We start from the raw sequence: 20,988 nt of genomic DNA, 5'->3' as shown, positions 1-20,988 counted from the left end.
GGTCGGCCTGCGCGCAGGAGAAAAAGCATGTTCTTTGTGTTCGGCCCGTCAGGCCAGATGTACCGGGGTGGCCCCGAAAACCTGGCACGTATTTCTGCGGTGCGCAGCGTGCAGCGCCCGCAGGCACTGCGCACGCGGGCCATGGATGCGCAGGATGGCCAGCCGGGGCCGATCTTCACGGCCTCGCCGCGCCCCACGGCGGCCGATCCTGGCGCCGCGTCAACACCCTCTGCCATCGTCAACCTGCGCACACACGACGCCGTGAGCGCCTATGCACAGGTGGACCAGGGCCCCCAGCCCGCCCGGCAGCCGCTGACCAAGGTGAGCGATGTGATGACCACCGGCGGCGTGAGCGTGGCGCCCGGCGTGCGCGTGAACGATGCCTGGCAGACCCTGGCCGAGAACAAGGTGGCGCAGGCGCCGGTGGTGGATGCGCTGGGCCGCGTGATCGGGCTGCTGCTCAGGGCCGACATGGCGCCGCTCGATCTGCTGCCCGAGCCCGGCGCGGTGAAGCAGGCGATTGACCTGGCACGCCGCCCGGTGTCTGAAGTGATGGTGAGCCCGGTGCCCACCGTGGCGCCCGACACGGAGTTGCGCCGCGTGGCCGCCGTGCTGCTGGACACCGGCCTGCCCGGCCTGCCGGTGACGGACGATGCGGGAGTGCTGTCGGGCTTTATCTCGCGCACCGACATCCTGCGCGCGGTGGCGGCGGACCCTCCGCTGGATTTGTGGAGCGGGCCTGCGATGGCGCTGTAGACCGTTGACCTGCCTTACATCCAAAATATAAGCAAAACTGGCTTCTAGCGCTTATCCATCAAGCGCCAGCAGCTATCAATTCAGAAGCATCAAACCACACCATCTGCTGAAGAGGCCGGTGGCGCGTCGCCGCTCAGCGTCCCGCAGGCCCGGTCTCTGGCGTGCGTTCGGTGATGCTCAAGCCCGTGGTCGCATCGATCTTGAGCCCCTTGGGCAGCGGGAACTTGATGGTCTCCTCGATGCCCGCCATGGTGCGCACGGAGACTGCGCCCAGCGCCTTGATGCGGTCGATGACCTGTTGCACCAAAATTTCGGGCGCCGAGGCTCCGGCGGTCAGCCCCACGCGGGCGAGGCCGTCAAACCATTCGCCTTTGAGCTCGTCGGCACTGTCCACCATGTAGGCGGTGGTGCCCAGCTTGGCGGCCAGCTCGCGCAGGCGGTTGCTATTGGAGCTGGTGGGGCTGCCCACCACAATCACCACGTCCACCTGCGGGCTCAACACCTTGACGGCATCCTGCCGGTTCTGCGTGGCGTAGCAGATGTCCTGCTGCTTGGGCTCGCGCACGCTGGGGAAGCGCGCGCGCACGGCGGCAGAGATTTCGGCGGCATCGTCGACGGAGAGGGTGGTCTGCGTGACCACGGCCAGCTTTTCGGTCTGCGCGGGCTGCACGCGCGCCACGTCTTCCACGTCTTCCACCAGGTGGATGCCGTGGTCGAGCTGGCCCATGGTGCCCTCGACCTCGGGGTGGCCCTTGTGGCCGATCATGATGAACTCGTAGCCCTCCTTGGCCAGCTTGGCGACTTCGACGTGCACCTTGGTCACCAGCGGGCAGGTGGCGTCAAAAATGCTGAACCCACGCGCCACGGCCTCTTGCTGCACGGCCTTGCTCACGCCGTGGGCGCTGAAGACCAGCGTTGCGCCCGGGGGCACGTCCGACAGCTCTTCGATAAAGATCGCGCCCTTGGACTTGAGGTCGTTCACCACGTAGGTGTTGTGCACGATTTCGTGACGCACATAGATGGGGGCGCCAAACTTCTGGATGGCACGCTCCACGATCTCGATGGCGCGGTCCACACCGGCGCAAAAGCCGCGCGGCTCGGCCAGCAGGATTTCTTGCGGCGTCTGCATCACAGAATCCCGATCAGCTGCACTTCAAAGGTCACGGGCTGGCCCGCCAGCGGGTGGTTGAAGTCGAACAGCACGGCGCCGTCTTCACGCACCTGCATCACGGCCCCGGCGTAGCTTCCCTGCCCGTCGGGCGTGGGGAACTGCACCACATCGCCCACGTTGTATTTTTCGTCGGGGTCACCCAGCTCGTTCATCAGCTTGCGCGCCACCCACTGCTGCATGTCGGGGTTGCGCTCGCCAAAGGCCTCGCCCGCAGCCAACTCGAACGTGGTGCGCGTGCCCTCGGCCAGGCCTAGCAGGCGCTGTTCCATAGCGGGCGACAGCTCGCCCGTGCCCAGCGACAGGGTGGCGGGTTTGTCGGTAAAAGTGTTGATCACATCCCCCGCCGGGCCGGCCAGGCGGTAGTGCAGCGTGAGGAAGGAGCCCGGCTGAACAGTGGGAAGGGAGGTGGAAATAGAGGTCATGAGAGTCCAAAAGAGCGTGTTTTGCACTTTTACGTGCCCACGAAAGCCGGGAAAAGGCCCGGCCACTAGGCGCAAAACGCGCCGCGGTATCCATACCGCAAGCGGTTTGCAACAACGTGGCCGGGCCTTTTCCCGGCTTTCCCAGAGGGTTGGGCCCAAAGGCCAGCACTCGCGGCGTTGCAGCCCTTGCCAAGGCCCCGGCCTTGGCGGCAGTCCGCGCCTTGCGATCACTGACCTTTGGACCCAACGTGGGTACGTAAAAGTGCAAAACACGCTCTAAACTGCCCCAATTGTAGAAAACCGGGCAAACCCCTACCGCAGCCACCGCTCCTGGCGCGTCCCACCTCCTCTTCCATGGCCATCAAAGACCTGCCCGCCGACGCCCAGCCCCGCGAAAAACTGCTGGCACGCGGCCCCGCCGCACTGGCCGATGCCGAGCTGCTGGCCATCCTGCTGCGCACCGGCATCGTGGGCAAGGGGGTGCTGCAGATGGCGCAGGAGCTGCTCGACCCGCCCGGCATCGACCCCACCACCGGCGCCCTCACCGGCGGCTTTGGCGGCATTGCGGGGCTGTTGCACACCAGCGCGGCCGACCTGGAGCGCATCAAGGGCCTGGGCCCCGCCAAGCGCGCCGAACTGGTGGCGGTGCTGGAGCTGGCCCGCCGCGCCCTGGCCCAGCAGCTGCGCGAACGCGAGGTGTTCGACTCGCCCGATGCCGTCAAGCACTATCTGCAACTGCACCTGGCGGCCAAGGGGCACGAGGTGTTTGCGGTGCTGTTCCTCGACAGCCAGAACCGCCTGCTGGCGCTGGAGGAGCTGTTTCGCGGCACGCTCACGCAGACCAGTGTGTACCCGCGCGAGGTGGTGCTGCGCGCCCTGCACCACCAGGCGGCGGCTGTGGTGCTGGCGCACAACCACCCCAGCGGGAGCGTGACGCCCAGCCGCGCCGACGAGGCGCTGACCCAGACCCTCAAGACCACGCTGGCGCTGGTGGATGTGCGCGTGCTCGACCACGTGATCGTGGCGCCAGGCCAGGCGCTGTCGATGGCCGAGAAGGGACTGCTGTGAAGCCGGGCCGCCTTGCCATTGCCCTGCTGGCGGTCAGCGCGCTGCTGCAGGCCTGCGGGTCCCACGCACCTCCGCCTCCCGCCCAGAGCGCGGCGCAACCCGTTGCCCCGCAGGTATCCGCGGCCCCGGCTGCCTGCCCCTGCCTTCGCCTGATTGGCGAGGCCACGTTGGCGCAGGGGCTGAGCGTGGGCGGCACCACGGTGGGTGGCCTCTCGGGCATCGACTACGACGCGGCCGGGGACCGCTACATCCTGCTGTCGGACGACCGCTCCAACATGGATGCTGCGCGCTTTTACACCGCGCGCATCCGTTACACGGCCAGCGCGCTGGCCATGCCCGAATTCACCGGCGCCGTGGCCTTGCTGAACGCCCGCGGCCAGCCCTACGCTCCACGCCGCCGCGCGCCCGATGGCATCGAGGTGCCCGACCCGGAAGCCGTGCGCTGGCTGCCCGGGGGCGCAGACTTCCTGTGGACGAGCGAAGGCGACTTCGCGCGCGGCTTTGGCCCTGCATTGCGCACCAGCCGGGCCACCGATGGTGCGCAGCTGCGTGCATACGCGCTGCCCGCGGCGTTCCAGCCCCGGCCGGGCGAGCGGCGGGGCCCCCGCGACAACGACACGCTGGAAGGCCTGGCCCTCACGCCCGACGGCCAGACCGCCTGGCTGGCCATGGAAGGCCCCTGGCTGCAAGACGGCCCCCGCGCCACACCCGCAAGCGGTGGCGCGCCCGTGCGCATCACCGCCATCGACGTGGCCAGCGGCCGTGTGCTGCGCCAGCTGGCCTACCAGCCCGATGCCGTGCCGCACAAAAGCCCCCTGCCCGGCGGCTACACCACCAACGGTGTGAGCGAGATACTGGCCGACGGGCCCGACCACCTGCTGGTGCTCGAGCGCAGCTACACCCTGGGCGTGGGCAATTCGATCCGCCTGTACCGCATTGCCGTACAAGGCGCGGGCGCGGAGGCGGCCAGCGACACGCTGGACATTGAGGCGCTTGCCCCCGGCAACCACACGCCGGTGCCCAAAATGCTGGTGGCAGACTTTGCCCACCTGGGGCTTCAGCGCCTGGACAACATCGAGGGCATGGCCTGGGGCGCGCCTTTGCCAGGCCCGGGCGGCCCGCGCCGGGTGCTGGTCTTTGTGAGCGACGACAACTTCAACCCCGCGCAGATCACCCAGTTCATCGTGGCGGAGTACCTTGCCCCGTGAAAGCCCGATCGCTCCAGGACCTCGCCCCGCTGCGCCAGGCGCTGGCCGAGCGGGCTGCACACGAGGCGCGGCTGCGCCAGCAGGCGCTGGAGGCCGAGCGCCGCGAGCGCGCCGAGCGCAACCTGTTCCGTGACGCCGTGGGGCCCGTGCAGGCCCTTGGCGGACAGCACCACGACCGGCATTGGCCCCTGCCCGAGCCCCCCGAGCCCCTGCCGCTGCAGCACTGGCTGGACGAGGAACGCGTGCTGCGCGAATCCATCAGCGACGACTTTGACGTGAGCACCCTGCTCGACACGGACGACCAGCTGAGCTTTCGCCGCCCGGGCATCGGCGTGGAGATCACGCGCCGCCTGCGCGCCGGGCACTGGAGCATTCAGCGCCAGCTGGACCTGCACGGCCTGCGCGTGGACGAGGCACGCGAAGCACTGGGTGAATTCATCCGCCTGGCCCACCGCACGGGCATGCGCTGCGTGCGCGTGGTGCACGGCAAGGGCCTGGGCTCGCCCGGCAAAAGCCCCGTGCTCAAAAGCCGCGTGCAGCGCTGGCTGGTGCAAAAGAGCGAAGTGCTGGCCTTTGTGCAGGCCCGGCCCATGGACGGCGGGTCTGGCGCGCTGGTGGTGCTGCTGCAGCCGGTGCTGCACAAAAAATTCTAACCAAAAACGGCTGCAGCGCTTTTCCATAAAGCGCTTACAGCTATATTTTTTATAGCAATTGGGTCAGAACAGACGCGGACAGTTCCACAGCCCGCGCCAATAGCCCCATGGCTATTTGGACAGGTCGATCGCGTACTTGGACATACCCTTGCCAAAGCCATCATCGGCCGCCAGCAGCGACACGTTGGTCAGGCCTGCCGCCTGCGCCACGCTCAGCGCATTGGCACCCGAGCTGAACACCACCGGGCCGGCCGTTGTCGCCTTGGCAAAGCGCCAGCTTTTGGCCGCGCCGTTGGCAGTGCGGGTCACGGCGGGGTTCTTGCGGATGTAGTCGATCACCACGTCGCGGTTGGCGTCGGGCGAGGCCCAGATGGTGCCCGAGCCGTCGAGCTTGTCGATGAAGCTCTTGCCGCTGGTAGCGCGGTAGTTGTTGGTGGCGATCACGAACTCCTGCGCCACGTCGATGGGCTTGCCCAGGTAGGTCAGGTTCTTGATGCGGCTACCCACCGGCTGGGTCACGTCGATCTCATACTGCATGTCCGCCGTGGTGAACATGTCGAAGTTGTAGCCGGGGAAGGTGCTGACGAGTGGCTGCTCGGTGGTCTTGGCCGGGTCGATCTGGTTGAAGCGCTTGGCAGCGGCTTCAAGCCAGTTCCTGATGTCCGCGCCGTTCACCTTCACCGCATACACGGTGTTGGGGTACAGGTACAGGTCGGCCGCGTTGTTGATGGCCAGCGGGCCCACAGCCACGTCGGTGTAGTCGGCCCCGCCCTGAAAGCCGCTCTTGAACGGCGCGCTCACCGACAGCACGGGCAGCTGCGCATACTGCGGCAGGCTGGCCTTGATATAGGCCGCCACATAGGCCTGCTGCGCCTGGTTCACGATCTGGATTGCACCCGGGTCGCCCACGTCGGCAAACAGCGTGCTCATGCGGAAGTCGGTCTGGCCGATGGGCGTCTTCACGTACTGGATGGCCGCCTGGTGCTGGGTCTCGATCAGCGGGGCGATGGCCGGGTCGGCATCCACGGTCACCGTGGCGCCCGCAGCGTTCTTGCTCTGTGTGTTGCGCAACTCACTCTTGCTGGCGGACTTGTTGACCACCCACTTGGCGCCATCCCACTGCAGCGCCAGCTGCACCACGCCCAGCGACTTGCCCCATGAGCTGGCCATGACTGCGGGCACGCCATTCACGGTGCCCGCCTTGTGGTCCACGCCGGGCAGGTTGAAGCTGGGCGTGGCCGCCGTGTCGGGGAACACGCCGTGCTGGTGCCCCATCACCATCGCGTCAATGCCCGCCACCTTCGACAGGTGCAGGCCCGGGTTCTCCATGCTGGCCGAGTAGGCTGCGCCATCGAGCCCGCCGTGCAGCAGCGCCACCACGATATCGGCGCCCTTGGCACGCAGCTCGGGCACGTACTTGGTAGCGGCTTCCACCGCGCCTTCGGTGGTGACCTTGCCCTCCAGGTAGCGCTTGTCCCAGTTCATGATGCCCGGCGTGGTGAAGCCGATCACACCGATCTTGATGGGCAGCTTCACCTCTTTACCGTCAGCGCTCTTGGCCACCAGGGTGCGCTCCAGCAGCGTGTAGGGCTGCACCAGCGGCTTCCTGCTCTTGTTGCTGACCACGTTGGCCAGCACCACCGGAAAGCCCGCGCCAGCGCATTTCTTGGTGGCATCGACGCCGTCCACGTCCAGCCCGCCGCCCAGCACCTGGTTCAGAAAGGGCAAGCCGTAATTGAACTCGTGGTTGCCCAGCGTGCCGGCGTCAAAGCCCAGCGCACCCATGGCCTTGTACATCGACAGCTGCTGCGTGCAGGGGATGGGGCTGATGGTGGCTTCGTAGTCGGCCAGCGCCGTGCCCTGGATGGTGTCGCCGTTGTCCATAGGGCCTGTTCACCCTATTTTTGCCAGCTGCGTTGCGATGCCCAAGGGCCAGGCGCAAGGCGCCAAACGAAGCTGGGGTGCGGCCCCAGCGAGGCTTGGCAACGCCGCGGATGGCCCTTGGGCACCGCAACCCGAAGGGAAGGCTGCCTCCGCCCCGCCACTCGTCGTTACGTTCCTAGCCAAGGCTCCGGCCTTGGCGTCGTCCCGCGCCTAGATTGGCGGGGCGGGGGCGGCCTTCGCACTGGCAAAAATAGGGCGAACAGGCCCTACAGCGTGTTGGCAAACTCCTTGCGCGCGGCACGCACCAGCGTGGCCGTGCGCTCAAAGCCATAGCTCTTGTCCTCGGCCAGCTTGAAGTAGTCGTAGCTGCGCACGTTGAAGTGCAGGTCGGTGGTCTCCAGCACCGCCAGCGTGGCTGTGGCGCCCGCATGGTTGTTGCTGTCGTCGCTGCCACCGCAGGCAGCCAGCGAAGCCGCCAGCGCCACCATGCCCAGCGCGGCAACGCGGCGCGACAGGGGTGGAGAGAAAATGGAACGAGTTGGAGTGTGCCCAGACATGAAGAGTCCCTGGATGAAACAAGGCACCGAGTGTCTGGCGGGGCTTTGACAGGGTTGTGACGCTGCTTCGCTGACTCCTTGGGGCCAGGGCGACGGGCAAACAGGACGCTCGTCGCCACCGAAACTGCAGGAAGGCCACAGCGCACCTTTGTGCCGGACCGCCACCGGGCTGCCAGAGCGGCGTCCTCAAGGGTCACCCCGCCTGCAGCACAGCGCCCCTCAAGGCGACCGAACTACAATCGCCCGGTGCACAAGCCAATTCAACCCTGCTCAACCGCCACGGTTTTCACGCCCCGCCGTGATTTGCCGCTGGGCTATTTCTGCTCTGTGACGCCGCCCTGACACGGCCGCGCGGCGCCTGCCGCCAGCACCACGCACGCACACCACGCACCGGCAGCCATCAGAGGCCACCGCGCTGGCAGTGCACTTTCCTCTCGCACCCTGAACACGCAACGCGCCGGCGCACCGCTGGCTGCGTTGCCCATGCCTATGAACTTTTCTTCTCTCAAAAACACCTGGTTTTCCAACATCCGGGGCGATCTGCTGGCCGGTATCGTCGTTGCCTTGGCACTCATCCCTGAGGCCATCGCCTTTTCCATCATTGCGGGGGTGGACCCCAAGGTCGGGCTCTACGCTTCGTTCAGCATCTGCGTGATCATTGCCTTTGCGGGCGGCCGCCCCGGCATGATCTCGGCCGCCACGGGCGCCATGGCGCTGGTGATGGTCACGCTGGTCAAGGAGCATGGCCTGCAGTACCTGCTGGCGGCCACCGTGCTCACCGGGGTGCTGCAGGTCCTGGCGGGGGTATTCAAACTCGGCGTGCTCATGCGCTTTGTGTCGCGGTCCGTGATCACGGGCTTCGTCAATGCACTGGCCATCCTGATCTTCATGGCGCAGTTGCCGGAGCTCACCAACGTGAGCTGGGTGGTGTATGCCATGACGGCGGCGGGGCTGGCCATCATTTACGGCTTTCCGTACATCACCAAGGCCATCCCTTCACCGCTGGTCACCATCGTGGTCCTGTCCGGAATCTCCATGGCGATGGGGCTGGATATCCGCACCGTGGGCGACATGGGCGAGCTGCCCAGCAGCCTGCCCGTATTTCTGCTGCCCGATGTGCCGCTGAACCTGGAGACCCTGAAGATCATCTTCCCCTACGCCGCCACGCTGGCGGTGGTGGGTTTGCTGGAATCGATGATGACCGCCTCGATCGTGGACGACCTCACCGACACCCCGAGCAACAAGAACCGCGAATGCATGGGCCAGGGCGTGGCCAACATTGCCACAGGGTTCATCGGCGGCATGGCGGGCTGCGCGATGATCGGGCAGTCGGTCATCAACGTGAAGTCGGGTGGCCGCGGGCGCCTGTCGGCCCTGACGGCGGGCACGCTGCTGCTGGTGATGGTGGTGTTTCTGGGCCCCTGGGTCAGCCAGATTCCCATGGCCGCGCTGGTGGCGGTGATGATCATGGTGAGCATCGGCACGTTCAGCTGGGACTCGGTGCGCAAGCTGCGCGAGCACCCGCCCAGCTCATCCATCGTGATGATCGCCACCGTGGTGGTCACCGTGTCCACGCACGATCTGGCCAAGGGCGTGTTCGTCGGCGTGCTGCTGTCGGGCATCTTCTTTGCGCACAAGGTGGGCCGTGTGCTGCGTGTGGACAGCCTGAGCGAAGACGGCGGCAACACCCGCGTGTACCAGGTGGTGGGACAGGTATTTTTTGCCTCGTCCGAGGCGTTCATCGCCGCGTTTGACTTCAAGGAGGTGGTGCCCAGGGTACGCATTGACGTGAGCCGCGCGCATTTCTGGGACATCACCGCCGTGAGCGCGCTGGACAAAGCCGTGCTCAAGCTGCGCCGCGAGGGCACCGAGGTCGAGGTGGTGGGCATGAACGAGGCCAGCGCCACGTTGGTGGACCGCTTTTCCATGCACGACAAACCCGGCGCTGTCGAACAACTGATGCACTAAGGAGCCAATCATGAACACGATCTATGCCTGTATTGATGGCCTGAAGACCACCGCCGCGGTGATTGACTGGGCCGCGTGGTCCGCCCAGCGCCTGGGCGCGCCGCTTGCGCTGCTGCATGTGCTGGAGCGCGACCCGGACAGCACGGCCGTGACGGACTTCAGCGGCGCCATTGGCCTGGGCGCGCAGGAGGCGCTGCTCAAACAGTTGTCGGACCTGGATGCCCAGCGCGGCAAACTGGCGCAAGAGGCCGGCCGCCAGATGCTGGCCCGCGCCGAGGAGCGCGCCAAGAGCGCCGGGGCACAGCAGGTGCACGGCTTCATGCGCCACGGGGAGCTGGTGGACAGCGTGCTGGAGCTGGAACCCGACGCGCGGCTGTTTGTGCTGGGCGAACACTACCAGGTGCAAGGCGCACGCAAGCTGCACCTGGACCACCATATCGAGCGCGTGATCCGTGCAGTCAAGCGCCCGGTGCTGGCGGCCACCGCCGAGCACTTTGCGCAGCCAGAAAGTTTTGTGGTGGCCTACGACGGCAGCCCCACGGCGGACAAGATGCTCGACACCCTGGCGCGCAGCCCCTTGCTCCGGGGCTTGCCCGCCCATCTTGTGATGTGCGCGTCCGACACCCCGCAAGCGCGGGGCCAGCTGGAGGCCGCGCAGACGCTTTTGCAACAGGCCGGGTGGGCCGTGCACGCGACACTGCTGGAGGGCGAGCCCACCCAGGCCCTGCCCGCGTTTGTGGATACGCAACGCGCCACCTTGCTGGTGATGGGCGCGTTCGGCCATTCACGCATCCGCCACCTGGTGGTGGGCAGCACCACCATCACCTTGCTGCGCGTGAGCAAGGCGCCGGTGCTGGTGTTGCGCTGAGCCCTCGGTGGGCACCTACGGCGTTCAAAAGCCAGCGTTGACCCCACGCCAGGGCGGGGACCAGACAGGCTCCACGCCTTACATATGCCGCGCGAACGGGTCTACCAGCGAGGCAATGGTCGCACCCGCAGGCAGGCCCGCGCTTTCGGGGCGCCAGGCGGGTTCGGGGGTAGCGGCCACGGGCTCGACCTTCAGCGGCTGCATGCTGCGGCCGTAGAGGCGGCGCACACGCTCCTCCAGCGGGGGGTGCGAGTCCAGGCGGCGCTCCAGGCTGCCCAGGCCCTCTACATCCACCAGCAGCATGTGCTGCACCGAGGGGTGGTTGAGCCCCGTGTGGCGGTGCACTTCGTACCCGGCCGGCGTGTTCCGGCGCTGGGCCATCACCTTGCGCAGCACGCCGCCCAGGCCGTCGCGGCTGCGCGTCCACTGCACGGCGCGGGCGTCGGCCAGGTGTTCGCGCTGGCGCGAGACGGCGGCCTTGAGCATGCGGCCGGTGAGCCAGCCGGCAAACCCCGCCAGCATGATGGCCGAGCCAAACCACCAGGCCAGACCGCGCCGCTCGCGCAGGGTATCGCCAAAGTTGTAGACCAGCTCCAGGCCAAACACCATGCCCGCCAGCCGCATCTTCAGGCGCGTGTCGCCTTCGTGGATGTGGCTCAGCTCGTGCGCCACCATGCCCTGCATTTCCTCGCGGTTCAGGTAGTCGAGCGCGCCCTGGGTGACGGCCACCACGGCATCGCTTTCGTCCCAGCCGGCGGCAAAGGCGTTGATGGCGTCGGTGCGGGGCATCACCATCACCTCGGGGCGCCGCATGTGCGCGGCGATGCACAGCTCGTCCACGATGTTGGACAGGCGCTGTTCGGCGTGCGAGAGCGATGGCCGCAGCTCGCGCGCACCCACGCGCCGGGCCAGCTTGACGCCGCCCGCGCGCAGGTTGGAGGTCTCCACCCACCAGCCGCCCAGCACCAGCATCAGCGATACCCCCACGTTGGCGGCAAGAAAGCCGGCCGGAAACGGCAGCTGCACGGGCAGCAGCACGGTCATCAGCCACCACGCCACCACCAGCGCCAGGTGCACGGCCGCCACCAGCACGGCCACGGCGATCGCAAAACCCAGCAGAAGGCGGCGGGTTTCGCTGCGCGCGTCCTCTTGGTGGTCCCAGAATTTCATGGCCGTGCGCCAGACGTCAGAAGCGGACCTTCGGCGCCGCGCGCTCTTCCTCGCTGCGCGTGGATTCGAGCATGGGCACGGTGGGGAAGCCCAGGAGGCGCGCCACGATCAGGTCGGGGAACTGCGCGGCCTTGTCGTTGAACTCCAGCGCCTGGTCGTTGTAGGCCTGGCGCGCAAAACCCAGGCGGTTTTCGGTGCTGGTGAGCTCCTCGGACAGCGACTGCATGGTGGCATCGGCCTTGAGCTCGGGGTAGGCCTCGGCCACCACCATCAGGCGGCCCAGTGCACCGCCCAGTACGCCTTCGGCTGCCGCCAGGGCCCCCAGCGCGTTGGCGCTGCCGGGGGTGGCACGCGCCGCAGTGGCCGCGCTCTGTGCCTGGCCGCGCGCCTGGATGACGGCCTCCAGCGTGGCGGCTTCGTGCTGCAGGTAGCCGCGCGCAACCTCCACCAGGTTGGGGATCAGGTCATAGCGGCGCTTGAGCTGCACGTCGATCTGGCCGAACGCGTTGGCAATGCGGTTGCGCAGCTGCACCAGCCGGTTGTAGACGCTGATGGCCCACACCAGCAGCACAGCGATCAGGCCCAGAACGATCCAAGCGGTTGCCGACATAGCCCACCTCCCCTGTTGTGAATTGAATGGATGAATGAATGGGCGCATCTTAGTGGCAACTGCGCGCACACCCCTTGCATTCGTGTACCAGAAAATTTATGGTGAAAAATGCCTCCGGCACTTATCCAGCATGCGCTACGTGCTATATAAAAAATAGCAAAGCTTTGCACAACACCGGGCGGGCAGATCAGGGGGTGTTGCGGTTGCGCATCCAGTCGGCTGTTCCCATGAAGCTCTCTGCCAGGCGCGCGCGCAGATCGGCGGGCACGCCCGTCTCGCCCATGGCCTGGTCCATGCAGGCCACCCACTGGTCGCGTTCGGGGATGCCAATGGAAAACGGCATGTGCCGCATGCGCAGGCGCGGGTGGCCGAAGCGGCTTTGGTAGTGGTCGGGGCCGCCCAGCCAGCCGCACAGGAACCAGAAGAGCTTTTGCCGGGCGCTTGCCAGATCGCTGCCGTGGGCTGCGCGCAACGCGGCATAGGCGGGCTCCAGGTCCATCAGGTCGTAAAAGCGCTCGACCAGTGCGTGCACGCGGTCTTCGCCACCGATCCACTCATACGGCGTGATGGCCCGGGGCGCAGCGGCGTCGCCGCCGGAAGTCTCAGAATTCATATAAAAACACGCTCCAGCGCTTGTCCATCAAGCGCTGGCAGCTATCAAATTCATATCAAACAATGGCGCGGGCTTATTCCGACGCGCGGCGCAGTGTATCCACCACCGGGCGCAGCAGCACCTCACGCAGGCCCCACCAGCCCGCCGCCAGCGCCAGCACCGCGCCGGCCACGGCACCCGCCAGGGGCACCCAGGGTGCGGCGGTCCAGGCAAAGTCGAACACGAAGCGCGCCAGCGCCCAGCCCACACCCACCGCCACCGCACTGGCCAGAAAACCCGCCAGCAGGCCCACGCCCATCAGCTCGGCGCGCTGCACCTGCCGCAGCAGGCTGGCGCGCGCGCCCACGGCGCGCATGATGGCGTATTCGCGTGCGCGCTCTTCGCGCGTGGCCGTGACGGCGGCAAACAGCACCACCAGGCCCGCCGCCAGCGTGAAGGCAAACAGGAACTCCACCGCGCGGATCACCTGCTCCAGCACGCGCTGCACCTGGGCAATGGTGGCGCCCATGTCCACGTTGGTGATGTTGGGAAACTGGCGCACCAGGCCGTTGTCGAAGCCGTTGGTGTCGGGCGCGCGGTAGGCTGCAAGATAGGTCACGGGCACGCCCTCCAGCTCTGCCACGGGGTACATCACGAAGAAGTTGGCCCGCATGGAGCCCCAGTCCACCTTGCGCAGGCTGGTGATGCGTGCCTCGTTCTGCACGCCGCCCATGTCGAACAGCAGGCGGTCGCCCATCTTCAGGCCCAGGGTTTCGGCAATGCCTTCTTCGACGCTGATCGCGCCCTCTTCGCCCGGCTTCCAGGCACCGGCAACCACCTGGTTGTGGGGCGGGGCCTCCACGGCGTTCGACAGGTTGAACTCACGGTCCACCAGGCGCTTGGCGCGGTCGTCGGTGTAGTCGGCCGGGCCCACGGGCTTGCCGTTCACGGCCAGCAGGCGGCCCCGGATCATGGGGTACCAGTCGTACTTGGCCACGCCACCGTCCTTGAGCGTCTGCTGGAAGGCGTCGGCCTGGTCGGGCATCACGTTGATCACAAACCGGTTGGGCGCATCGGGCGGGGTGGCCTGGCGCCAGCTGTCCACCAGGTCGGTGCGCAACAGCACCAGCAGCACCAGGGCCAGCAGGCCCACGGCCAGGCTGCTCACCTGCACCACGGCATAGGCCGGGCGGGCCGATATCTGTCGCGTGGCCAGCACCAGCCAGCGGGGCGCGGTGGCCTCGTTCACACTTTTACGCAGCAGCTTCACCGCCACCCACGACAGCCCGGCAAAGAGGGCTACTGCCCCGGCAAAGCCGCCCACGGCGATCAGGCCGAGGGTGATGTCGCTGCTCACGGCCAGCAGCAGGGCGGCAAAGCCCGCCACCCCGATGCCCAGCACCGCCAGCGAGGCAGGCTTGAGCCCCCCCACGTCCCGCCGGATGACGCGCAGCGGCGGCACCTGGGCCAGCTGCAGCACGGGCGGCAGGCCAAAGGCAAACAGCAGCGTGAGCCCCATGCCCAGCCCGAACGCCACCGGCCACAGGCTGGGCGGCGGCAGGGCCGACTCGACCAGGCCCGCCAGCAGCAGCACAAAGGCGTAGTGCACCAGATAGCCCAGCGCCACGCCCAATGAGCTGGCAAACAGGCCCACCAACGCAAATTCGGCCGTGTACGCGCCCGCGATGGTGCGCTGGCTTTGGCCCAGCACCCTCAGCATGGCCGAGGCATCCAGGTGCTCGGCCGCAAAGCCGCGCGCGGCCAGGGCCACGGCCACGGCCGACAGCAGCGCGGCCAAGAGCGCCACCAGGCTCAGGAATTTCTGCGCGCGGTCCAGCGTCTGGCGCATTTCCGGGCGGCCGCTTTCGAGCGACTCCACCCGCACGCCGTGCACGTCGGGGTTTTTCGATTCAGCTTCGGCCCATTCGCTGAAGGCCTTGACAGCGGCGGCGGGCCCGATGACGGCGAAGCGGTAGGTCAGGCGGCTTGCGGGCTGCACCAGGCCGGTGGCGGGCAGGTCGGCCTCGTTCACCATCACCCGTGGGGCAAAGCTCATGAAACCGGCGCCGCGGTCGGGCTCGATCACGATGATGCGTGCAATGCGCAGCTGCGCATCGCCCAGCAGCAGCATGTCGCCCATGGCCAGGTTGAGCGATTCGAGCAGCGGGGCATCCACCCACACCTCGCCGCGCGCCGGGATGTCGCGGGTGGGCTGGTCGAGCGCGCCGGGGGCGTCTGCCACCTTGAGGCTGCCGCGCAGCGGGTAGCCCGGGGGCACGCTCTTGAGCGCCACCAGTTTGCTGGCGCCGCCCTGGGCGTCACTGGCGCGGCCCATGGTCGGAAAGCCCAGCGTGGTCACGGTTTGCAGGCCCAGGGCCTTGGCCTGCTCGACAAAGGCGGGGGGCGTGGGGTTGTCGCTGGCCACTACGGCATCGCCGCCGAGCAGCTGCAAGGCATCGCGCTGCAGGCCACCTTGCAGGCGGTCGGCAAAAAAACCGACCGACGTGAGGGCTGCCACTGCCAGCGTCACGGCCACGATCAGCAGCCGCAACTCGCCCGCGCGCAGGTCACGGGCCAGCGTGCGCCAGCCCAAGCGTAGAAAAGACAGGTTCATGGCGCTGAACCTTAGCGCAAATGGAACGCTCTGGCGACGCTCAGGGCTTTGCGTCCGCGGCGGCCACCTGCGGCGCGGCGCCGCCCTGTGCCTGCGCCGCTTGCAAGCGAAGCTCCAGCGCCTGCAGCACCGGAGCGATCTGCGCGCCCACATGGATCTGCGGGTTGGAGAAGCCGTCTTCTTTGCCCGCCTCCACCTCGCGCTGCGCGATCACGGGGACGGCCTTGGCAAAGGCTTCGGTGAACGAATGCGTCTGGCGCAGCTGTTCGTGGAACACCGCCCGGCCAAAGAAGGTCAGCTCGGAGCGCGTGCCGCAGCCGTATGACGTGTGCGTGGCATCGGCGGCGGTCATGATGAGGCTGCTGTCCGTAGCCAGGGGCTCGATCCAGCCGCCCGAGAAACAGGCCGACACGGCAATCACGCGGTGGCGGATGCCCGCCTCGTCCAGCATGGCGCGCAGCATTTCGGGCGTGACGGGGGGCACCTCCAGCGGCCAGTGCGAGGCCGCCAACTCATGGTTGCGCGCACCGTGCGAGGTCATGTAGATCACCAGCACATCGCTGTCGCGGTCCATGCGCTGGGCCAGCGCAGTGATGGCACGCTGCAGGTTCTGCGGCGTGGCCCAGGCGTGCGTGTCTGCAGTTTCGGCATGGTTGAGCAGGTGGAGCACGCGGCCCTGGGCGTCAAAGCGCTCTTGCAGCAGCGTGCTGACCATGGTGCTTTCCCGCCGGAACACGTTTTCGCTGGCGTAGGGGGCAAACACAAGCCCATAGACCTCCACCATGCCATCGCGGCCCGCGGGCAGCGCCTGTACCTGGCGTTCCCACAGCGCCTGCTGGTTTTCAAAGACCGCCTGCGAGAGCGCAAGCGGTGCGGGCTCCTGCGGTGCCGGCCCCGCATCGCCCGATGGGGCCGACGCAGCGGCCAGGCCCTGATGATCCGGCTCCCAGGGCTGGTCCTGAAACAGCCACATCCCCACGCCGATCACAGTCGCCATCGCCACCGAAAAGATCGATGTGCGCACCCGCGAGCGGATGAAGCGCGCACTCACCACCACCATCGTGGCCAGCACCCACAGTGTGAGCACCCCGTAGGCAACCCAAAAAACCATGCCCGCCACATCGCTGGCCCACAGGTCAGGCCTGTAGGCTAGCGCGCCCGTTAACGCGTACAGCAGCAACAAAGGCGCCAGGGGCGCCCAGGCAGACAGCACGTACCACGCCGCCAGCCCTCCCGATGGCCCCGATCCGGCGGGCAAAGAATGCTCTGCGGCAGCACGCTGCGCCGGAGCCATGGCCCACCAGCCGAGCCACAGCAGCACCAGGCTTGCCCACATCGGCGCCAGCCAGCCCCGCAGATTGAACTGGGCAGGGCCCACCACCTGGAACCGGGCCGCCCCCACCAGCAAAGCAGCGCCCAGCAGCGACAGCACCAGCACCTGCCAGGGGGAAGGCGCCGCGGCGGCGGTGCGCGGCCGAAGGAACAACGCGGCCCTCAGGCCTTCGCGCATCCAGCCCCACAGGGACAGCCTGGCCGGTGCCTGGGCCAAAGACCCGGAGGAAGCCACGGCGGTGGACGGCACAGGTGGCCCTTCCCCCAGCGGGATTTCGATCTTGGCGGGCTCAGGCCCCCACTGGCTGGGCAGGGTATCGGCCCAGTCGCTCTTGGCGTTCAGGTCTTTCATGGGGAGCGATCATGCCATTGCAGGTGTGGCGTGGGTCGGCGCGCCTGTCAGTGTCTGCGCCTGTGCAGATGGGGGCTGCAACGTCACCTGCTGCCGTGCAGCATCTTCAGGCCCGGCCTGCTCTCCCCGCTACGATCGCATCGCCGTTTCAGTCAGCGGGGGCGCCACCCTTGGCCACGGGTACAACCGGGGGCAGCGCCAATTGCGGCTGCAGCACCAGGCGGTCGGCGCCGCTGTAGCAGACAAACCGCCGGTTGGTGGCGCGCCCGATGGCGCACAGGCCCAGCTGCTGGGCCACGGCGTGTCCCATCTGGGTCATGCCGCTGCGGGACACCACGATGGGTACGCCCATCTGTGCGGACTTGATGACCATTTCGCTGGTGAGTCGGCCTGTGGTGTAGAACACCTTATCGGCGCCCGACATGGGGGAATGCAGGCCGCCCGCTGAAACGTCGAGTGGCTGCGTGGGGCCGGAGTGCGCCGAGGAAGCATCGCTTTCCAGCGTGCAGCCATCGGTATGCATCCACATCCAACCGGCAATGGTGTCGATGGCGTTGTGGCGGCCGACATCTTCCACGAAGGTGAGCAGCTTTTCGCCCTGGAACAGCGCACATCCGTGCACGGAGCCCGCGGACTTGTAGGTGGTCTCCTTGAGGCGGATGGCGTTGACGATGCCGTACAGCTCGCCCTGTGTCAGACGCGCCTCGGGGAGGGTGATGCGGTCCACCTCATCCATGAGCCCGCCGAACACACTCCCCTGCCCGCAGCCGGTGGTCACCACCTTGCTGGCAGTGCGCTCTTCAATGCGGGCAATGCCGTGGCGCGTGCGCACGGCGGCGGCGTGCACCTCCCAATCGACGGTGATGGATTCAATGTCGAACACGGACTCCACCAGCCGCTGGTTGCGCAGGTAGCCCAGCACCAGCAACTCTGGCTGGGCGCCCAGCGTCATGAGGGTGACAAGCTCGCGTTTGTCCACATAGATGGTGAGCGGGCGCTCGGCCGGGATCTGCACGTGCTCGCGCTCGCCGAATTCGTTGACAACCTCCACCTGGTGCGTGAGCGGCGCCTGCGCCTGCGTCAGTCGCGGCAGCGCAGGGAAAACGGGTGGTGTAGCGGGAGAAGGTGAAGCCATGGGGCGAATATACGCAGTGCCATCCCCTGCGAACGTATGGAGGGTTTTCGCGGGAATACCGTGGCGGTACTGCGCACAATGAAAAAAGCCGCGCACCATTTGCTGGGCGCGGCTTTCATGGTGGGGGCAAACGCCGATGTCAGGACTTGGGCGCCGATGCCGCGGCAGCGGGCGTGAGCGTGCTTGGGGGGCTGCTGGCGGTGCCTGGTGGCGAATGGGCGCCCGCTGCTTCTATGGGCTTGGCGGCAGGGGGCGTGTACGCGAACGGACCGGGATCGGGGCAGGCAGCAGCGGGCGCGGCCGACGGTTTGGCCGACGAGTTTGTCTTGCGGTAATGGGCCGCCACGCGGTCTTGCGCCAGGCACAGCTTGTAGCCATCAACCTTTGCAGACCAGGCGGACCGCGCCGCCGCCTCAGCCGCCTTGGCAGCGGCTTCGGGCGACGGGGCTGGCAGCTTGGCTGCGGCGAAGGTGCAGACACTGGCAGCGCACAAAGCCACCAAGGATGAACGGGAGAATTTATTCATGGTGCAAAACCTCATACCTGCGCGGGTTGACCCGCAGATGGCGTGGTGGCGTCGGCGGCCTGCGGGCTTGCGCTGCGCTGGCGGGGGATCTTTCCTGCCTGAACGTCGTCATACCAGAGCTCGTGGTGCTCCTTGGCCCACCCTTCGCTGACGTACCCTGTCCGCATGGCCTTGTAAGCGCCGCGCATGCCTACGGTGCCCATGTAGATGTGACCGCAGATCAACGCCATCATCCAGATTGCCAGAGAAGCGTGAATCATGTGGGCAATCTGCATGTCACTGCGCACGTCACCGAACCCGGGAATGAGTTTGTCCAGCACCAGGCCCGACGCAACCACGAAAATGCCCGGGATGGTGATGCCCCACCAGAAAAGTCCCTTTTCACCCGCGTTGAAGCGGTGCGAAGGAACCTGGTGGTCTCCGCCCAGCATGCCACCACCCTTGGACAACCACACGAAATCAGCGCGGTTGGCGATGTTGTCCTTGACGAAAGTCAGGATGATCACCAGAAGGGACACGGCAAACAGCGGGCCCATGAAGTTGTGCACGTTCTTGAGCACGTAGGTGAGCCAACCAAAAAGGGTGGCCCCCATGATGGGCAACAGAAAGAACTTGCCAAACGCCATGACGATGCCCGAGATGGCCAGTGCAATGAACGCAAACGCGTTCGACCAATGCGCGGCGCGTTCAAACGGCGTGAAGCGTTCGATGCGGCGCGGTCCAACACCATCGGCATGCTGATGTCCCAGCGGCCCCTTCACAAAGTAAAAAATGGCCAATGCCAGCAGCACGATGGCGAACAACGCCGCGCCGTACGGGATGATCCAGTTGTTGCGCACCTGTCTCCAGGCCTCTCCCGCATTGGTCACGCGGGAGCCGGGATACTGCACAAACGGCTGGATCAGGTTGCCGGCCTCTGGCGCCTGGCTTTTGGGCAGGCTGCTGTACCCGGTTACGCCCTGCCCCACCTGACGCCACATGGGCGCGTTGTTGCCCGGCTGCACCTTGGCGCGTTCGCCATTCGTCTGCTCGGCATATTTGGGGTCTGCGCTGGCATCCGGCCTGACCTCAAAAATGTTCTGGCTCTGAATGCCACCCGGGGCTGCGACTACTGGCGCGGCGGGAGCAGCAGGCGCATTGGCCACAGAAGCCGCTCCATCGGGCGCGGCGGGAGCCTGCGCATGGGCGGGTGCCCAGGCAAGCCCGGCCGCCAATGCGAGGGACCACACGATATGTTTCATGGCGGGCCTCACTTGGCGGTGGTGCGGGGATATTCGTTCTGACCGTACTGCAGCCGCGTCTTGAGTTGCGCTTCCCAGCTGGCCTTGTCGCCAGCTTTCCAGCCCGGTTCAGTGAAGTTGCTGCCCGTGCCAGCATAGGGCGCCGCATCACTGCGAATGCCTGCGCCGGTCTGGGGGTGCTCGCCACAGGCGCTCAGCGCTGCGGCGGCAAACAGGGTGGTGAGGAGCAGATGCGAACGCTTCATGACTTGCCTCCTGAAGGCTGACCCGCCTGTTGCGAACCATAGGCCGTACCCCAGCCCCACACTTCGGCGCCCTTGCCACGCTGTACCACGCGGTTGCGGAAGATGTCCGCCACCACGTCGCCATCACCGGCCAGGAGGGCTTTGGTGGAGCACATTTCTGCGCACGCGGGGAGCTTGCCTTCAGCCAGGCGGTTGCGGCCGTATTTTTCAAATTCTGCCTGGCTGCCGTGCGTCTCGGGGCCGCCAGCGCAGAACGTGCATTTGTCCATCTTGCCGCGCACACCGAAAGTACCCGACGAGGGGAACTGGGGAGCGCCGAAGGGGCAGGCATAGCTGCAGTAACCGCAGCCAATGCACACATCCTTGTCATGCAGCACCACACCCTCTTCGGTGCGGTAGAAGCAGTTGACCGGGCAGACGGCCATGCAGGGCGCGTCACTGCAGTGCATGCAGGCGACCGAAATGGACTTTTCGCCGGGCACCCCGTCATTGAGCGTCACGACGCGGCGACGGTTCACACCCCAGGGAACCTCGTGCTCGTTCTTGCAGGCCGTCACGCAGCCATTGCATTCGATGCAGCGCTCTGCATCACAGATAAATTTCATTCGTGCCATTG

At 66.9% G+C, this 20,988-nt stretch carries 18 protein-coding genes and 2 pseudogenes; 6 read left to right on the top strand and 14 right to left on the bottom strand.

What is annotated here, in order from left to right:
* The first annotated feature begins 27 nt into the window (after positions 1-27).
* Positions 28-756, top strand: coding sequence for an HPP family protein (locus tag KYG_RS03730; protein ID WP_008903491.1), 729 nt, complete (start codon positions 28-30; stop codon positions 754-756).
* A gap of 133 nt (positions 757-889) precedes the next feature.
* Here the strand turns inward: KYG_RS03730 and ispH are convergent, their stop codons facing one another.
* Both ispH and KYG_RS03720 read right to left on the bottom strand, forming a co-directional pair.
* Positions 890-1,885, bottom strand: a complete 996-nt coding sequence (ispH, locus tag KYG_RS03725) for a 4-hydroxy-3-methylbut-2-enyl diphosphate reductase (protein ID WP_008903490.1) — start codon at positions 1,883-1,885, stop codon at positions 890-892.
* Positions 1,885-2,349 (bottom strand): peptidylprolyl isomerase, encoded by a 465-nt coding sequence (locus KYG_RS03720; RefSeq protein ID WP_008903489.1) that lies wholly within the window; start codon positions 2,347-2,349, stop codon positions 1,885-1,887. The genes ispH and KYG_RS03720 overlap by 1 nt, the downstream gene beginning before the upstream one ends.
* 354 nt (positions 2,350-2,703) lie before the next feature.
* On the opposite strand from KYG_RS03720, the gene radC reads away from it, so the two are divergent.
* From radC to KYG_RS03705, 3 genes are read left to right on the top strand one after another with little or no spacing between them, the layout of a single operon-like run.
* Positions 2,704-3,417, top strand: coding sequence for a DNA repair protein RadC (gene radC, locus KYG_RS03715; RefSeq protein WP_008903488.1), 714 nt, complete (start codon positions 2,704-2,706; stop codon positions 3,415-3,417).
* The gene (locus tag KYG_RS03710) at positions 3,414-4,625 is read left to right on the top strand and encodes an esterase-like activity of phytase family protein (protein WP_008903487.1); all 1,212 of its coding nucleotides are present in this window, start codon (positions 3,414-3,416) and stop codon (positions 4,623-4,625) included. The genes radC and KYG_RS03710 overlap by 4 nt, the downstream gene beginning before the upstream one ends.
* A complete protein-coding gene (locus KYG_RS03705; RefSeq protein WP_008903486.1) occupies positions 4,622-5,278 on the top strand; it encodes a Smr/MutS family protein in 657 nt (218 codons plus the stop codon). Before KYG_RS03710 ends, KYG_RS03705 begins: the two co-directional genes overlap by 4 nt.
* 111 nt (positions 5,279-5,389) lie before the next feature.
* Here the strand turns inward: KYG_RS03705 and KYG_RS03700 are convergent.
* Together KYG_RS03700 and KYG_RS03695 are read right to left on the bottom strand one after the other, a co-directional pair.
* Positions 5,390-7,162, bottom strand: a pseudogene (locus KYG_RS03700) (bifunctional 2',3'-cyclic-nucleotide 2'-phosphodiesterase/3'-nucleotidase); the annotation flags it as partial.
* 267 nt (positions 7,163-7,429) lie between these two features.
* Positions 7,430-7,650 (bottom strand): annotated as a pseudogene (locus KYG_RS03695) (bifunctional metallophosphatase/5'-nucleotidase); the annotation flags it as partial.
* A 558-nt stretch (positions 7,651-8,208) separates the two neighbouring features.
* Here KYG_RS03695 and KYG_RS03690 point away from each other — a divergent pair.
* Both KYG_RS03690 and KYG_RS03685 read left to right on the top strand, forming a co-directional pair.
* Positions 8,209-9,687: a SulP family inorganic anion transporter gene (locus tag KYG_RS03690; RefSeq protein ID WP_008903483.1), complete on the top strand. Its 1,479-nt coding sequence runs from the start codon at positions 8,209-8,211 to the stop codon at positions 9,685-9,687.
* Positions 9,688-9,697: 10 nt separating this feature from the next.
* Positions 9,698-10,555 (top strand): universal stress protein, encoded by an 858-nt coding sequence (locus KYG_RS03685; RefSeq protein ID WP_008903482.1) that lies wholly within the window; start codon positions 9,698-9,700, stop codon positions 10,553-10,555.
* 78 nt (positions 10,556-10,633) lie between these two features.
* On the opposite strand, the gene KYG_RS03680 is transcribed toward KYG_RS03685, so the two are convergent.
* The 10 genes from KYG_RS03680 to fdh3B form a co-directional block, all read right to left on the bottom strand.
* Positions 10,634-11,725: a M48 family metalloprotease gene (locus KYG_RS03680; RefSeq protein WP_008903481.1), complete on the bottom strand. Its 1,092-nt coding sequence runs from the start codon at positions 11,723-11,725 to the stop codon at positions 10,634-10,636.
* Positions 11,726-11,741: 16 nt separating this feature from the next.
* Entirely contained in the window at positions 11,742-12,335 is a 594-nt protein-coding gene (locus KYG_RS03675) for a LemA family protein (RefSeq protein ID WP_008903480.1), read from the bottom strand.
* Positions 12,336-12,522: 187 nt separating this feature from the next.
* Complete coding sequence (locus tag KYG_RS03670; RefSeq protein WP_008903479.1) at positions 12,523-12,948, bottom strand: group II truncated hemoglobin; 426 nt, start codon at positions 12,946-12,948, stop codon at positions 12,523-12,525.
* 73 nt (positions 12,949-13,021) lie between these two features.
* The gene (locus KYG_RS03665) at positions 13,022-15,541 is read right to left on the bottom strand and encodes an ABC transporter permease (RefSeq protein ID WP_008903478.1); all 2,520 of its coding nucleotides are present in this window, start codon (positions 15,539-15,541) and stop codon (positions 13,022-13,024) included.
* Positions 15,542-15,581: 40 nt separating this feature from the next.
* Positions 15,582-17,225 carry a C13 family peptidase gene (locus KYG_RS03660; protein ID WP_008903477.1) on the bottom strand — a complete coding sequence of 548 codons (1,644 nt, stop codon included), beginning with the start codon at positions 17,223-17,225 and terminating at the stop codon, positions 15,582-15,584.
* 148 nt (positions 17,226-17,373) lie between these two features.
* On the bottom strand, positions 17,374-18,360 hold the full coding sequence (locus tag KYG_RS03655; RefSeq protein WP_008903476.1) for a formate dehydrogenase accessory sulfurtransferase FdhD: 987 nt from the start codon (positions 18,358-18,360) through the stop codon (positions 17,374-17,376).
* 139 nt (positions 18,361-18,499) lie between these two features.
* The gene (locus KYG_RS03650; protein ID WP_050813787.1) at positions 18,500-18,886 is read right to left on the bottom strand and encodes a hypothetical protein; all 387 of its coding nucleotides are present in this window, start codon (positions 18,884-18,886) and stop codon (positions 18,500-18,502) included.
* 11 nt (positions 18,887-18,897) lie between these two features.
* Positions 18,898-20,127 (bottom strand): formate dehydrogenase subunit gamma, encoded by a 1,230-nt coding sequence (locus KYG_RS03645; RefSeq protein ID WP_034692959.1) that lies wholly within the window; start codon positions 20,125-20,127, stop codon positions 18,898-18,900.
* Positions 20,128-20,135: 8 nt separating this feature from the next.
* On the bottom strand, positions 20,136-20,372 hold the full coding sequence (locus tag KYG_RS03640) for a hypothetical protein (RefSeq protein ID WP_008903473.1): 237 nt from the start codon (positions 20,370-20,372) through the stop codon (positions 20,136-20,138).
* Positions 20,369-20,986 carry a formate dehydrogenase FDH3 subunit beta gene (fdh3B, locus tag KYG_RS03635; protein WP_008903472.1) on the bottom strand — a complete coding sequence of 206 codons (618 nt, stop codon included), beginning with the start codon at positions 20,984-20,986 and terminating at the stop codon, positions 20,369-20,371. Before fdh3B ends, KYG_RS03640 begins: the two co-directional genes overlap by 4 nt.
* Positions 20,987-20,988 lie beyond the last annotated feature (2 nt).

It is taken from the genome of Acidovorax sp. NO-1 (assembly GCF_000238595.1).
GTDB lineage: Bacteria > Pseudomonadota > Gammaproteobacteria > Burkholderiales > Burkholderiaceae_C > Acidovorax.
This window is presented reverse-complemented; position numbering and strand designations above follow the sequence as displayed.